This is a genomic window from Cryobacterium sp. TMT2-42-4 (genome assembly GCF_004402645.1).
Lineage (GTDB): Bacteria > Actinomycetota > Actinomycetes > Actinomycetales > Microbacteriaceae > Cryobacterium > Cryobacterium sandaracinum.
On sequence record NZ_SOFT01000012.1, the window covers coordinates 1 to 15,085 of the forward strand.

Here is a 15,085-nt window from a genome sequence, read left to right on the forward strand (position 1 = left end):
CCATCGACGGCACGATCCTGCACTCGGACCGAGGCTCCCAGTTCCGCTCCAACGCGTTCCTGCGGGTGCTGAAGAACAACGGCATCACCGGGTCGATGGGCCGCGTCGGCGCATGCGGTGACAACGCGGCGATGGAGTTGTTCTTCGCCCTGCTTCAGAAGAACGTCCTCGATCGGCAGCGGTGGTAAACCCGGGAGGAACTGCGCCTGGCGATGGTGGTCTGGATCGAGCGCACCTACCACCGCAAGCGCCGGCAACGCCGCCTCGGTAAGCTCACCCCGATCGAGTTTGAGACAATAAACGTGGCCCTCAAGGCCGCCTGAAACCACTAACCCTTTGAGTCAACTGAACTCGGGGCAGCCCCATCAGGATGGGGCGGGANTCAGGATGGGGCGGGAGAGCACCGCACGTGAGTGCGGGCCAGGATCCTAGATCCAGTCGTTGCGTTTGAAGAGGAAAAACAACACCGTGGAGAAGCCCACGATCAACGCTACCGAAGTGAAGAAGCCTCCGATCTCTCCGAAGCCGGGGTAGGGCACGTTTTGGCCGTAGAAGCCGGTGACGGCCGTCGGTACGGCGATGATGGCGGCATAGCCGGTCACCTTCTTGGTGATCACGTTGAGCCGGTTTCCCTGGAGGGCCAGATTCGCTTCGAGGATACTCGTGGCGAGGTCGCGCAGGCTCTCCGTCCATTCCATAGCGCGCAGTACATGGTCGTAAACGTCCTGAAAGTATGGACCCATTTCGTCGGCCACAAGGTGAAGGTCGCGGCGGAGGAGCGTGTTCACCACTTCGCGCATCGGCAGGATCACCCTCCGGAGCGTTACCAGGCTCTTCCGGAGCGCGAAAGAACTTCGTTGCAGGGCTTCCTGGTCGGCCGAGGGCACGAACAGCTGGTTCTGGAGCTCTTCGATTTCCTCGTCGAGGGTTTCTACCGCCTCGAAGTAGCCGTCGACGAGGTAGTCCAGCAGTCCGTGCAACAGGAAGGCGACACCATGCTTCGCCAAGTCGGGGGAAGAGTCCCATCTGGCAACCACAGCGTCCAAATCGATGCTTTTCTCTTTGTGCACGGTAACCAGTGCGCGGGCCGTGATGAAGGCGGCAATCTCGTCGGTGGTAACCGCTTTCGAGGCCGGATCGAAGCCGACAGCGTAAGCAGACAAGAACGAGTGATCGGGATAGTGATCGAGCTTCGGCCGCTGACGCAGTTTTGTAGCGTCTTCGACGGCCAACTCGTGCAACCCCAGCTCCTCGGTGAGTAGTGCGAGGTCGGCACCATCCGGGGTACAGAGGTCCACCCAAACCACGGTGTTGGGCAACTCAAGATGTTCGGACACATCGCCCAGCGCAAAGTTCTCGTCGATGAGGACACCATCGCGGTAACAGCGGGTATGAGGAGTGGGCACGGCACAGTCAACCATGTCCACCCGTGATCTTCTGGGACCTCGTTTCGCGATTCACGAAGGTGCATCGGGCGACAATCCTTGTCCAAACGGCATGGTCTTCGCACTGTTACGTCTCTGGCATGCGCAAGGACCCAGTCCCTGGTGGCCACACGGATCCCCGCCAACCTCCGGCTGGATCATCGGACCCGAGTCCCGCTGGAGGCGGCCGGGGCTTGGCTCATGTGATGCGCGGCCGGATTAGTGTTCGGTCCAGCAGCCCAGGATGGCAGTAGCTACTTGATAGGAAAACGCGGTGCGGGTGACGCCATGCGGCCCGACCTTCTCCGTCAACTTTCTGGCGTCAACTTGTAACGTCATGTTGTCTTTGAGGAAGACGACCACGCCGCCTGTAGTTTCGTAAGCAGGCAATCCGAGATTCGCGAGTCCTTCAATGGGTTGGACTGGGGCAAGGTTTCCCTGCATCGTGTCGAAGTAGCTGCGGGCAGACGCTGCGTCCGAGGATTCCTGCACCGAGATGACGAATTCTCCATCAGTCAGATGGTAGGTGCAGGTGTATTGGCGAGTGATCCAGCTGTCGACGGAGTGTGGCGGGGCGGCGAGAGCCAGCGCACGTGTGATGTTGTCGCGTGTTTCGGTGCCACAAATCATCTGTGATGCTGCGGACGGTCCTGCCTCCGCGGTGTCTGCCGAGCTCGACTGCGGAGTCGGGGAGGCCGACGTGCCTGGCATGGACATTCCGGGGGCCACTGTGTTCACGGCGCCGGAGGAGGTGGTGGCGCATCCAACCAGCAAAGCCGTGGAAGCCACCGCGATCGCAAGCACCCAGACACGCCTGTTGATACGCGTCGTCGTCCTGCTACGCCGCATGGCTGGACACCAAGCTGGCATAGACAACCACATTATCCGGGTACGTGCGAGTGGTTTCGTCGAACTCTCCACCGCAGGTGATCAGCCGTAGTCCCGCATGATCGGTGTTGCCGTAGACGGCGAACTGCGGAAAGTCATCTTTCGGGTATTCCTCCACCCCGTCGACCACGAATACCGCCACTGTCGCATCGGCCCGGGTAACCAAAACCTCGTCGCCGGGACGCATCTCACCAAGTCGGTAAAACACCGCGCGCCCCTGCACCCTGGAGTCGACGTGACCCAGGATGACGGAAGGTCCGACCGCGCCAGGGGTGGGCGAACCGGTATACCAGCCGGCCGGAGAGGCCTCATCCAACGACGGCGTCTGCACCGTGCCGTCAGGATTTTGTCCCAATTGCATCAGGACAGAGTCCACTTCAATCGCGGGGACATTGATCTGGATGGGCTCGGAGGCGGTCAAGGTCGGACCGACAACCTGGTCAACCCGCGGAGTCGGCTGAACAGAGATGGGCTCCGGTGAGGGTGTAGCGGAGACGGACTCCGGCGATGGGGCTGACACGGCAGCCGAGGCTGGCGGTCGAGGAGGAGGAGGGTTGCCCCACAGGGCGAAACCGGTCGCCGCACAGCCGACGATGAAGAGCAGAACCGCCGCCGCGGTAGCCAGACGGCTACCGCGGCGACGCTTTTCAGCCGGGATAATCACCGGGGATCAAACCGATCTCAGCCTCGGACGGCAAGACGCCGACGAATCATCACCGCGCCACCTGCCGCGGCCAGGGCCCCGGCACCAAGGGCGAGAAGACCCATGTCAGCACCGCTTGACGTGCTGCCACCGCCGGTTTCCACGCCACCATCAGGCATGTTCGCCTGCGACGCACTCAGGGCGCCGCACAGAGCCGGCGACGTTGCTGCCAGGGGCAGACTCGGAACCAAGTCACTCTTTGCGTCCTGTGCAGCTTTCGTCAACGTGGCCGGGTCCAGCCCGTGGACCACTACAACCGCCGTGCCTGCCTCAAGCGAGGCCGCGGTGGCGGCATCCAGAGTGAAGGTTCGGTTGTAGTCGTAGTTTGCACCCATCCCGGCAAGAGTCAGATCAGTTCCGGCCGCCGGACTCGTGTCGCCACTCGTGGACAACGTTGTGCCAATCGCTCCGTAGGACGGCTGACCTTCGGTCGTGCTGATCACACCATCTCCATCGGCGTCAGCTGCCGTGGTGGGACACTCCCCCTTCGCACCGATGTGGATGTGCTGTACGTGCGGGTACGGCTTACCGTCGAAGGTCTCGGCCAGACCCTTGACGGTCTGAGTGACTGTGGCCTGGTCACCGGAAACCTGGATGGAGAAGGTTCCGCTACCGTTACTGCCGTTGATCGCGTCGAGCGTCCCCTGATAGGACGCGTCACCAGTGGCAGCAAGAGCTGGGCCACCAGTCAAGACGGCCACGCCCAGAGCAAACGCCGGCACAAACAACACTGCTGTTTTCTTATTCATCAAAGTCCCTTACTAGGAGGTAGTTTTCGAAAACATATCGGAGCGAAAACATAAAAGAGTAATCGTCAGTTGAGTTTGTGCGTACAGGCCATATATGTCAAGAGTGGCCCTGGCCTTGATGGCCGACAGCTCACAAGACACACAGTTCACTGTGGACGGATCACGTCGGGAGTTCACTTATAGGTACACAGGCGAAGCCGTGAAGCGGGTCATCACCACCGGCAAAGCGATCGCGACCGTCCTCCGAGAGAGCGAAGTCAACGAGGCAACCCTGGTTCGCATGGCGAGATCCGTCCGAAGAAATAGAAAAGCCACCACCACCCACCGAGCTGATGCCTACTCGGTCGACGTCACCGACGATGACCCCGCCAAGGTCGAATAACGCGACGTCCGGCACCAACAAGCGGGTGTCTGTCTTTGGAAATGTCACTCAGTCGTGGTGGCAGACGGTCGGTTTTTCACAAAAAAGATCGTGAAAATGAGAGCGGCCAGAGCCGTACCGGCGAGAAGGATTAGTCCGATCGCGTAGCTGTTTTCCGCAGCGTTGTAGGTGGCCCCCATCACCAGTGGCGGGAAGTATCCGCCTAACCCACCGGCAGCGCTGACGATGCCGCTCACCGCCCCCACTCTGGCGGGCGGTGCGCTCCTCCCGATCCAGGCGAACACTCCCCCAGCTCCGAGACCGAGTGCCGACGCCATCGCGACAAAGGTGAGGCCGGCGGGGATCTCGCCATCGGGACGGAGGTTCACCACCCAAGCGAGAACGGCCACCGCCGCCAGAGACCCGGTTACCACTGGCTTCGGACCGATGCGGTCGGCAAGAATTCCGCCGATGGGGCGGAGAATAACGGCGGCAACAGCAAACCCAGCCGTTCGTGTTCCCGCGGCAGTGAGGTCGAAATCGTATATCTGGCGGAGGTACGTGGGCAGGTAGGTGGAAAATGCGACGAATCCGCCGAAGACCAGCGCATAGAGAAAACTCATCTGCCACGTCACGCCGAGCCGCGCCGCAGCGGTGAGCTTGGGAAGGAAAGGATCAGTGCTGGCCGTGAATCCGGGGGCCTCTGCCATCAGAATCCATACGCATGTTGCGGTGACGAGGAGGAGCGTCGCGATGATGAGGTGAGTTGGAACGTATCCGAGCCATTCCACCAAACGTGGAGTGAAAAATGCCGACACTGCGGTGCCGCCCATCCCTGCCCCGAAGACGCCGGTTGCAAAGCCCCGTCGGGACGGTTGGAACCACTGGCTCACAAAGGGAATTCCCACCGCGAACACGGTTCCGGCTACGCCGAGCAGCAGCGCTGCAGCTACCAGGAAGGCAAATGAGTTGAGGGTTCCGGCAAGCGCCACGAGCAAAAGGACCGGGGCGGATGCAAGCAGTACCAGTGTGAACAGGAGGCGTCCGCCGAATCGATCGGTGAGCACGCCCACTGGAATGCGGCCGATCGATCCGACGAGTATGGGCATCGCAATGAGTACGGACGTTTGAGCCGAGGAGAGGTTCATCGACTCCGTGTAGCGAATTCCGAGCGGCGAGACGCTCGTCCACGCCCAAAAGCACACGACGGAGGTGAGCGTCGCGAGGGTGAGGTTCACACCCTTGCTGCGGTGTGCTCGCTGCAGTGCCGTCATTTTCGAGCCCATTGGTGTGTCCATGGCCCGCAACTCCGATCAGCGTTTTTCCCGGGTGCGGTCCGTGGTTCCGATAGGCGCCCACCCGCGGCGCACCGGTCGAATCAGCCCGGGCTCCTGATCCCTGGACCGATAGACAATGTAGGGCCGGAAAAGGTAGTGCAGAGGTGCGGTGAAGGCGTGCACCAGCCGGGTGAAGGGCCACACAACGAACAAGAGCATGCCCACGAGGGTGTGAATGTGGAAGGAGAATGGAGCTGCGGCCATGGCCGCAACATCTGGTTGCAGGATGAAAAGCGACCGGAACCAAGGCGCCACGGTTTCACGATAGTTGTGGCCATTTTCGCCGCTGAAAACACTAGCGAGGGTGGTCCAGAGCCCCAGGATAATCGCGGCGGTCAACACGACGTACATGATCTTGTCGTTGGTGGTCGTGGCCATGAAAACCGGCCCGGTTTTGCGTCGCCGATAGATCAGAATCACAATGCCACCGAGAGTGCAGACCCCCGCAACGCCGCCGACCAGCAATGCGTTGAGGTGATAGAAGTCCTGACTCATCCCAAAAAAGAGTGTCCAGGAAATCGGGATCACCAAGCCGAAGAAGTGTCCGGCGATAACGGCGAGGAACCCGAAATGAAATATCGGCGATCCGATGCGCAGGAGCCGGGATTCGTAGAGCTGGGACGAGCGGGTGGTCCAACCGAATTGGTCGTAACGGTAGCGCCAGATAGTTCCACCGATCAGGATTGCCACCATCACATACGGAAGAATTCCCCACAGCAGCACGTCCCACATCATGAGCTAGCGTTCAGAGGAAGCAGGCGCGGGTCGTACGGTTCGAGTCCGACACTTTCCGTCGGAGGGCCGACGCCGGCCATGGCTTGCACGGCCTGCCGGTCGGCCGGCGAGCGTCCTGGCAGCGTGGCGCAAATGCCGTCCATCACGATGGCGTACGGCGACCCGTGATCCGTGAGCGAAAGCCGGAGCATCTCGACGCTGGGCCGATACTGGATGAGCAGGTCCCGGCCCGCAACGGGGCCGGCCACAGCCGCGAACTCGAGCACCAGTGGCAGGAAATCGGGCAACTCACCATGAGTATTGGTCAGAAAGTCACTCCCCCGGTATACCTGCTTGAAGGCCGCCAGCACGTCACCCCTGCGACGGGTGTCGCCATCTGTCCAATATGACAAGTAGAGCGGATGATGCTTACTGAGATCGAACGTCTCAACGTAGGAGCGCTGCAAGGTGCCGATTGCGGTGTTCTCAAGGTACGCAATGATCGCGGTGAGATCAGGCGCTGCCGGGCTCTGTTCGGCCAGTGCGGACCGCATCAACTCGCACCTTCCCACCAGTTGAGCGTCCGGGTACGACAGGCACCACGAGGCTGCCTGGTAGAAGACCCGCTGCGCCAGGCTCTGAGCTGCAGCCCGGTCGCGCCTCACGGCGCACCGCCATCCGTCGGCGGGCGCAAGTCCGCTGGTGACGGCGGTGCAGCGCGGGGCCGGTCCCGTTTTTCGGGGAAAAGGCCGACGGGGGTTCCGTTGCCGTCCCAATTCAGGAGGTTAACGCGGTCCCGTAGCGTCCGCTCGCCGGCGGGAGTGTCGGAAGTCTGCCGATCTCGAAGCGCGTAGAAGTTCTCCACGGCGACGGGCGTCGGCCGACCACTCGCCTCCCCGAACGGAGAGTCTTCGTACATGCCCGGCCCGCCCTCAAAATCGACCGAGCAGCCCATCTCCTCCAGGTCGTGCGCCTGCTCAACGTGCGCCTTGGGGATGACGTAGCGCTCGTCGTACTTCGCGATCGCCATCAGTCTGTACATTTCATACATGTTGCCTGGAGACATCCCCACGGCGGCGGGGATCGACGGGTCGGGATCTTGTCCCATCGTGATACCGCGCATGTAGGCCCGCATCGCCGCGAGTTTGCGTAACACCTCGGTGACTTTGTCGGTGTCCCCAGCGGTAAAGAGCTCGGCGAGGTACTCGACGGGAATGCGCAGCGCGTCAATGGCACCGAAGAGGTTGCCGCTGTCTTCGGCATCGTGGCCCTGTTCACTGAGGAGGTCGACAATGGGCGACAGCGGGGGCACGTACCAAACCATGGGCATCGTGCGGTATTCCGGGTGCAGCGGCAACGCCACCTTGTACACCTTCGCCAGTGCGTATACGGGGGACTTTCGCGCGGCTTCCAGCCAGTCGCCCGGGATGCCCTGGTCGAGAGCGGCGGCGGCCACCTCTGGGTCGTTCGGGTCGAGGAGTAAATCCATCTGCGATTCGTACAGGTCGGTGACATCCGTCACCGCGGCAGCGTCGGTAACGCGGTCGGCGTCGTAGAGGAACAAGCCGAGATAGCGGAGGCGCCCGACACACGTTTCGGAGCAGACCGTGGGGAGACCAATTTCCACCCGCGGATAACAGAACGTGCACTTCTCGGCCTTGCCGGTTTTGTGGTTGAAGTAGATCTTCTTGTACGGGCAGCCGGTGATGCACTGGCGCCAGCCGCGGCATTTGTCCTGATCGACGAGCACAATGCCGTCTTCCACGCGCTTATAGATGGCACCGGACGGACACGACGCCATACAGGAAGGATTGAGGCAATGCTCACAGATCCGCGGAAGGTAGAACATAAAAGTTTGTTCAAAGGCAAACTTAATCTTGTCCTCCGACTCCCGCCGAACTTTTTCCACGATGGGGTCAAGGTGACCCATCTCCGGGGCGCCGCCGAGGTCATCGTCCCAGTTCGCCGACCAACTGATTTTGGTGTCCTCACCCGTGATCAAAGATTTCGGGCGGGCCACTGGAAAGTCGTCTCCCAGCGGCGCGTCGATCAGGGTTTTATAGTCATAGGTCCAGGGCTCGTAATAATCCTTCAACTCGGGCTGCACGGGGCTTGCGAAGATTCCGAAAAGCTTCCTTAGGCGTCCGCCCCCCTTCAGTACAAGCCGACCCTTCTTGTTTAGCTGCCAACCGCCCTTCCACTGCTCCTGGTCCTCGTAGCGACGCGGATACCCTTGCCCCGGCCGAGTTTCGACGTTGTTGAACCAGACATATTCAGTTCCAGCTCGGTTCGTCCATGCCTGTTTGCAGGTCACCGAACAGGTGTGGCACCCGATGCACTTGTCGAGATTCATCACCATGCCCATTTGAGCCATCACGCGCATCAGTACCGCACCTCCTGGGAACGCTTTCGGATTGTGGTGACCATGTCCCGCTGGTTGCCGGTGGGGCCCAGGTAATTGAAGGCGTACGACAACTGCGCATACCCGCCAATGAGGTGGGTGGGTTTGACAAGCAGGCGGGTGGCCGAGTTGTGAATTCCACCGCGGCGGCCCGTCGCCTCCGACTTCGGCACATCGATGGTGCGCTCTTGCGCGTGGTAGACGTAAACGACTCCCGCGGGCATCCGATGGCTGACCACGGCGCGGCACACATACACGCCGTTGGAATTGACGCACTCGATCCAGTCATTGTCAGAAACCGAGATGGCCGCCGCATCCGTCGGGCTGATCCAAGCCGTCGGTCCTCCCCGCGATAGCGACAGCATGAATAGATTGTCCTGATACTCCGAATGGATTGACCACTTCGAGTGCGGAGTCAAATAGCGCACTGTGATCTCGGTGGTTCCGTTCGGGCCAAACCGCGGTTCACCGAACAGGCGCTGCATATCCAATGGGGGCCGGTAAATCGGGAGGGCCTCCCCGAGGTCGCGCATCCAGTCGTGATCGAGGAAGAAGTGCATCCGGCCGGTGAGGGTGTGCCAAGGCTTCAGCCGCTCAACGTTGATCGTGAACGGGGAATACCGACGCCCACCAGTCTCCGACCCGGACCACTCAGGCGACGTGATCACCGGGACGGGCCCCGCTTGCGTCTGCGCGAAAGTCACCCGCTTCTCCTCGGATCCCTCGGCAAGGTCGACGAGCTTCATACCGGTCTGCTCTTCCAGTTCGCGAAACCCCTGCACGGCCAGTTCGCCATTGGTGGTGCCGGAAAAGCTCAGGATGGCCTGGGCGAACTTCGCATCGGTATCGATGGCCGGGCGGCCGTTCCCCGCGCCACCGAGCATCACCCCGTTGCTACGGGCGAGCCGCTCGATCTCATGCCCCATCCGATAAGTGATGTTCTTCACGGTGAAACCGCGTTCCTCCGCGAGGGGTCCGATCGTAGCTAGCTTCTCTGCGATAGCGGTGTAGTCCCGTTCGACGATCGAGAAGACAGGCATGTTCTGACCGGGGACCGCCGGAATATCGGTGTCCCGCCAGTCGCGCACCACCCCACCCGGCTGAGCAATCTCCCCCGGCGTATCGTGTTGCAGCGGAACACTGACCAGGTCCCGTCGGGTGCCGAGATGCGTTTTGGCCTGGCGGGAGAACTCCTCGGCGAGCAGTCGAAACGTGTCAAAGTCGGTTTTCGCCTCCCACGGTGGGTCGATTGCGGGGCTGAAGGCGTGCACGAAGGGGTGCATGTCGGTCGAGGAAAGGTCGTGTTTTTCGTACCACGTTGCAGCCGGAAAGACGATGTCCGACAACAGCGTGGTTGACGTCATCCGGAAATCAGCTGAGACGAGCAGGTCCAGTTTTCCTTCCGGCGCCTGGTCGTGCCATTTCACATCACGCGGTCGGGCAGCGTTCACGTGGTCGGCCCCCATCACGTTATTGTGAGTGCCGAGAAGGTTGCGCAAAAAGTACTCATTGCCCTTGGCAGATGAGCCGAAAAGGTTGGAGCGCCAGAGCACCAGGGTGCGCGGCCAATTTTCGGAAGCGTCGACATCGTCGATGGCGGGGGTCAGCCGCCTGCTTTTGAGGGCATCGGCGATCCAGGTGGCGGCGTCGGGCGCCTCCCCCGCATCCACCGCAGCTTGCGCCTCATCGGCGAGGTCAAGCGGGTTGCGGTCGAACTGAGGGTAGAACGGCATCCAACCGAGCCTGTTCGACTGCGCGATCGTGTCCGCGGTGTGCATACCGTCGAAGTGCCCATCAGCGAGAGGGGACTTGAGCGAGTCGGCCGAGTACCCATCTGAGCGCCATTGATCGGTGTGCATGTACCAATACCCGGTACCGATCATGGTGCGCGGCGGTCGACTCCAGTCCAGAGCGTTAGCGAGAGAAATCCATCCCGTGATCGGACGGGTCTTCTCTTGGCCGACGTAATGCGCCCAGCCGCCGCCGTTTCGTCCCATGCATCCGGTGAGCATCACGAGCGAGAGCACCGCACGGTAGGTGGCGTCACCGTGGAACCACTGGCAGATACCGGCCCCCATAATGATCATGGACCGCCCCTTCGATTCCTCAGCGTTGCGGGCAAATTCTCGCGCCACCCGGATGCACGCGGCGGCCGGCACGCTCGTGATTTCCTCCTGCCAGGCCGGCGTGTACGGCGTCGACGCGTCGTCGTAGTCGGTCGCCCAGTCGCCCGGCAGCCCTGGACGCCCAACCCCGTATTGAGCGAGCATCAAGTCGAACACCGTGGTTACCAGGTGCCCTGCCACGCGCCGGACGGGAACGCCGCGAGTCACGATCGACCCCTCCCCGGAGGGTGCCTCGAAGCAGGGCATCCGGATCTCAGCGGTTTCCGGGGGCTGGCCTGAGACGGACTCGTCGAGAAGGCTCAACGCCGGGTCGACACCCTCGAGGTCGAGGTTCCACTTGCCCTTGCCCGCTTCACCGTACCGGTAGCCGATGGAACCATTGGGCACCACGGGAGCGCCAGTCGCTGAGTCAAGCAAGACCGTTTTGAACGCAGCATCCGGAATATGCGCCTTGTCGGGCAAGTCAGCCGCCATCAAAAATTTCGTGGGCACCAGCCCACCGCCGGCGTGCTCCTCGAGCCGGACAAGGAAGGGTAGATCTGTGTAACGGCGCACATAGCCGCTGAAATAGGGCACCTGCCGGTCGACGAAGAATTCTTTGAGCATCACGTGCCCCATCGCCATCGCAAGCGCAGCGTCAGTGCCGGCTTGGGCGGGCAGCCACTCGTCGGCGAACTTCGTATTGTCGGCATAGTCGGGACTGATCGCCACCACCTTTGTGCCGCGATACCGCACCTCCGCCATGAAATGCGCGTCAGGCGTGCGCGTCACAGGAACGTTTGATCCCCACATCATCAGATAGGTGGAATCCCACCAGTCACCTGATTCAGGCACGTCAGTCTGGTCGCCGAACACCTGCGGAGAGGCCACGGGAAGGTCGGCATACCAGTCGTAAAAAGACGTCATCACCCCGCCGATGAGCTGGATGAACCGGTTACCCGCCGCGTGCGACACCATAGACATGGCCGGGATCGGGGAGAACCCGGAACACCGATCCGGACCGTACTTCTTGATCGTGTGGACGTGGGCGGCGGCGGCGATTTCGATCGCCTCCTGCCACGGAATCCGGACGAGCCCGCCCTTCCCTCGCGCTTGCTGGTAGGTACGACGTCGTTCAGGGTCGTCCACAACGTCAGCCCAAGCGAGCACGGGGTCCTGGAGACGCACCTTCGCCTCACGGTACATTTCGACGAGAACACCGCGGGCGTACGGATACCGCACCCGCGTGGGTGAGTAGGTGTACCAACTGAACGCCGCACCACGGGGGCACCCCCGCGGCTCGTACTCCGGACTGTCGGGGCCCACCGACGGGTAATCCGTCTGCTGCGACTCCCAAGTGATAATGCCGTCCCGAACGTAAACCTTCCACGAACACGACCCCGTGCAGTTCACCCCATGGGTGGAACGCACCACCTTGTCATGGCTCCACCGGTCGCGGTAGAACACATCGCCCTTGCGCCCGCCCTCACGGAACACTGCGCGCCCATCATCTGTTTGGTCCCACCGAGTGAAAAAACGGCCTAACGCCAACATGGTGTCCGACGCTTTTCCGTCCAACCCGGCAGGCACTGGAGTAGCTGCCATGGGGGAATACTATATATCGACCTTTCAGTCCGCTAGTGGTGCACATGAACCCGGATGGTGGACACGTATCACGCGACCGTTATCACGGGAAACAGGGCTAAACCGGGATTCTCAAAAGCACCTCACTTTGAGCCAGGAAGCCGCAACTACGAGCGACAAGTGATCGCACTGACGTCGGTTGCGAAGACCTACTTCAGCAGCGTCCGCACGAAAGCGCGCCGGCGTGGAGGGCTGCGGCTCGCGAGGCAATTCTTATCGGCGACTGACAGCGTTCTCCCAGCGAACCCCTATTCTCTTGACCGCACTATTTCGATTGCCTCCAACGAACCGTCCCGATTACGAGGAGATAACATGCCCTTCATCACCGCCCCGGATCACAGCGGTCCCGACGTCGAACTGCATTACGAAGACGTCGGAGCCGGTAAGCCCGTCGTACTGATCCACGGTTGGCCCCTGAGTAGTAGGTCCTGGGAGGGGCAGGTACCCGCACTGGTCGAGGCCGGCTATCGGGTCATCACTCTTGACCGTCGCGGGTTCGGACAGTCGTCACAGCCCTGGGATGGGTACGACTACGACACGTTTGCCGCCGACCTGAAGGCGGTCATCGATGCCCTCGACCTGCAGGGGGTCACCCTGATCGGATTCTCGATGGGCGGTGGAGAGCTCGCTCGATACGTCAGTACCTACGGCACCGCCCGCATCGCGAAGCTCGTCTTCGCCAGCGCCGTGCCGCCTTACCTCTGGAAATCGGATGATAACCCTGACGGAGGCGTCGACTCCGATTTGGCTCACTGGTTCCACGACGGCTTGACCGGAGACCGGCCGGCGTTCCTGCACGAATTTCTGCAGATGTTCTTCACCGCCGGCAAGCCGTCGCTGGTCAACACTCCAAAGGTTAGCTCCGCGCAGATTGCCTATAATCTCAACATCGCACAAATGGCATCGCCGAAGGGAACGCTCGACTGCGTTACCGCATTCTCCACTACCGACTTCCGCGACGACCTCACGAAAATCACGGTGCCGACTTTGGTCATACACGGTGACTCCGACACCATTGTGCCATTCGAGGTGAGTGGCAAACGTACTCACGAGTCCATCACCGGCAGTGAACTCGTCGTGATCACAGACGCCCCGCATGGTCTCACCGTTTCGCACAAGGACGAATGGAACCAGCACGTCCTCGCATTCCTCGCGAAATAGCCAACCGCCTAAGGCCCTCGCCGACGAGGTTAAAACCCTTTGCGCAGGACCTTGCCTTGTGATCGATCGTAGCCGTGCATAGATTGACCGAAACTGAAACCACTACCGGGTCTGGTGCTGGCCGGCTCGTCTATGGCACGACCACGGGGTCGATCAGCAACTTTTCCTCAGGGCTTGCGTGTCAGAGCTCACGATTGTTTTGGCGAAACCTCGAACCTTAATGTCGGTATGGTCACCCGGGCCCCCACAAGCCTCTCCCTGGTAATTTTCAAGAAGGAAGTAGAAACATGAGTCAAGAAGCGAATATCACCGCACAGCAAAAGTTCCGTGACGCCGTCAACAGCGGGGAACTCGCGCTTATCAACGAACTCGTGGCCGAAAACGTAGTCGATAACGATCCTGCTCCTGGCCAAGGCGCAGGCCCCGCAGGCTATCAGGCGTTCTTCGCCGAAATGATTGCCGCTTTCCCGGACTTGCACATCAGAGTTGAGCATGTCGTCGCGAATGACACCGACGTCGCATTCGCCTACACCCTCACCGGTACCCACCAAGGCCCCCTCATGGGCCATTCTGCGAGTGGAAAATCAATGTCCGTTCGTGGCATGCAGATCAGTCGGTTCAAGGCCGGGAAACTCGTAGAGCGGTGGGGCAGCAGCGACGAAAAAGGCATGCTCGAACAGCTCGGACTCGCTCCGTAACCTGCCGCGCTTTGTGTTCGGTAATTCCGGTGAAACAGAGCTGGCTCGGGCCTGTCGCGGTGAATTTCCGCATGACGTGGTCGTCTTGGACGGGCTTATCGGAGGTAAACCGGCATCCGAACGCGGAGTCGTCTCGGCGAAATCCCAGGCGGCGTTGGTGAGTTGCGGGTCGTCCCTGTTGCGCTGGGAGGTGGGGTCGCGCTTCCACTGGTAGAACGCTCGTTTGGAGGGGCGCAGCACCCGGCAGGTCACCGTGACGATCAGGAGTTCCGCGCGATTTCTAAACTATCTCTCTAGGCACACCGCGACCCGCCTAGGGCGTGTCTCCTAATGCTTTTGACCAGATAATTATCGCTCGGAGTACAAAACCGCCGCGGTAGGTGAGGGCGAGTTTGTCGTAGCGGGTGGCGATGCCGCGCCACTGCTTGAAGACCTCGAAACACCGTTCAATGACGTTGCGGCATTTGTACGACACCTTGCCGAAGGTGGGTGGGCGGCCACCGGCTTGGCCGCGCCGTTTCCGGTTAGCGACCTGGTCCGATCGCTCCGGGATCACGGCCTCAATGCCGCAATCCCGGAGCATCTTCCGGTTCGCTTTCGACGAATACGCCTTGTCACCCATCGCCCGATCCGGCGTCGTACGCGGCCGACCGCCACCGAGCCGCGGCACTCGCAGACTCCCCAAAACCTCCGGGAACATCGGTGAGTCACCGCCCTGCCCCGGCCCTAACAGAATCATGATAACGCCGACCCAAAACAGGGCCAGTAGTGCCGGGCGAATTCCAGCGGTCGTCGCAACACTGATTGGTTAGCTGGATCGCAGTGCGTCGGCGAGGAGCTGGGCTGGTGTTGTCCAACCGAGTCGCTTCCGGGGCCTGTTGTTGATCTTGATCGCGACAG

At 61.2% G+C, this 15,085-nt stretch carries 13 protein-coding genes and 1 pseudogene; 4 read left to right on the forward strand and 10 right to left on the reverse strand.

Annotated elements, in window-relative coordinates:
- Window positions 1-323: pseudogene (locus tag E3O18_RS03870) on the forward strand (IS3 family transposase); the annotation flags it as partial.
- A 105-nt stretch (window positions 324-428) separates the two neighbouring features.
- Here E3O18_RS03870 and E3O18_RS03875 read toward each other — a convergent pair.
- From E3O18_RS03875 to E3O18_RS03890, 4 genes are all read right to left on the reverse strand, one after another.
- On the reverse strand, window positions 429-1,421 hold the full coding sequence (locus E3O18_RS03875; RefSeq protein WP_134417519.1) for a magnesium transporter CorA family protein: 993 nt from the start codon (window positions 1,419-1,421) through the stop codon (window positions 429-431).
- Window positions 1,422-1,643: 222 nt separating this feature from the next.
- The gene (locus tag E3O18_RS03880; protein WP_134394103.1) at window positions 1,644-2,054 is read right to left on the reverse strand and encodes a hypothetical protein; all 411 of its coding nucleotides are present in this window, start codon (window positions 2,052-2,054) and stop codon (window positions 1,644-1,646) included.
- A gap of 208 nt (window positions 2,055-2,262) precedes the next feature.
- Window positions 2,263-2,733: a class F sortase gene (locus E3O18_RS03885; RefSeq protein WP_166786461.1), complete on the reverse strand. Its 471-nt coding sequence runs from the start codon at window positions 2,731-2,733 to the stop codon at window positions 2,263-2,265.
- Window positions 2,734-2,993: 260 nt separating this feature from the next.
- Window positions 2,994-3,764, reverse strand: a complete 771-nt coding sequence (locus E3O18_RS03890; RefSeq protein WP_134394105.1) for a hypothetical protein — start codon at window positions 3,762-3,764, stop codon at window positions 2,994-2,996.
- Between the two features lie 199 nt (window positions 3,765-3,963).
- On the opposite strand from E3O18_RS03890, the gene E3O18_RS03895 reads away from it, so the two are divergent.
- On the forward strand, window positions 3,964-4,146 hold the full coding sequence (locus tag E3O18_RS03895) for a hypothetical protein (RefSeq protein ID WP_134398414.1): 183 nt from the start codon (window positions 3,964-3,966) through the stop codon (window positions 4,144-4,146).
- 44 nt (window positions 4,147-4,190) lie between these two features.
- On the opposite strand, the gene E3O18_RS03900 is transcribed toward E3O18_RS03895, so the two are convergent.
- The 5 genes from E3O18_RS03900 to E3O18_RS03920 are packed head-to-tail and all read right to left on the reverse strand — an operon-like array spanning window position 4,191 to window position 12,236.
- A complete protein-coding gene (locus tag E3O18_RS03900; RefSeq protein WP_174722039.1) occupies window positions 4,191-5,399 on the reverse strand; it encodes an MFS transporter in 1,209 nt (402 codons plus the stop codon).
- A gap of 39 nt (window positions 5,400-5,438) precedes the next feature.
- Complete coding sequence (narI, locus tag E3O18_RS03905) at window positions 5,439-6,194, reverse strand: respiratory nitrate reductase subunit gamma (protein WP_134394149.1); 756 nt, start codon at window positions 6,192-6,194, stop codon at window positions 5,439-5,441.
- Entirely contained in the window at window positions 6,194-6,841 is a 648-nt protein-coding gene (gene narJ, locus E3O18_RS03910) for a nitrate reductase molybdenum cofactor assembly chaperone (RefSeq protein WP_347232330.1), read from the reverse strand. Before narJ ends, narI begins: the two co-directional genes overlap by 1 nt.
- Window positions 6,838-8,559: a nitrate reductase subunit beta gene (gene narH / locus E3O18_RS03915; protein WP_134394107.1), complete on the reverse strand. Its 1,722-nt coding sequence runs from the start codon at window positions 8,557-8,559 to the stop codon at window positions 6,838-6,840. Before narH ends, narJ begins: the two co-directional genes overlap by 4 nt.
- Entirely contained in the window at window positions 8,559-12,236 is a 3,678-nt protein-coding gene (locus E3O18_RS03920) for a nitrate reductase subunit alpha (RefSeq protein WP_241976498.1), read from the reverse strand. Before E3O18_RS03920 ends, narH begins: the two co-directional genes overlap by 1 nt.
- A gap of 210 nt (window positions 12,237-12,446) precedes the next feature.
- Here E3O18_RS03920 and E3O18_RS03925 point away from each other — a divergent pair, with 210 nt between their 5' ends.
- Window positions 12,447-13,487, forward strand: a complete 1,041-nt coding sequence (locus E3O18_RS03925; RefSeq protein ID WP_347232331.1) for an alpha/beta hydrolase — start codon at window positions 12,447-12,449, stop codon at window positions 13,485-13,487.
- Between the two features lie 287 nt (window positions 13,488-13,774).
- Window positions 13,775-14,185, forward strand: a complete 411-nt coding sequence (locus tag E3O18_RS03930) for an ester cyclase (protein WP_134394109.1) — start codon at window positions 13,775-13,777, stop codon at window positions 14,183-14,185.
- 313 nt (window positions 14,186-14,498) lie between these two features.
- Here the strand turns inward: E3O18_RS03930 and E3O18_RS03935 are convergent, their stop codons facing one another.
- A complete protein-coding gene (locus E3O18_RS03935) occupies window positions 14,499-14,924 on the reverse strand; it encodes a transposase (RefSeq protein ID WP_134394110.1) in 426 nt (141 codons plus the stop codon).
- Between the last annotated feature and the right edge of the window lie 161 nt (window positions 14,925-15,085).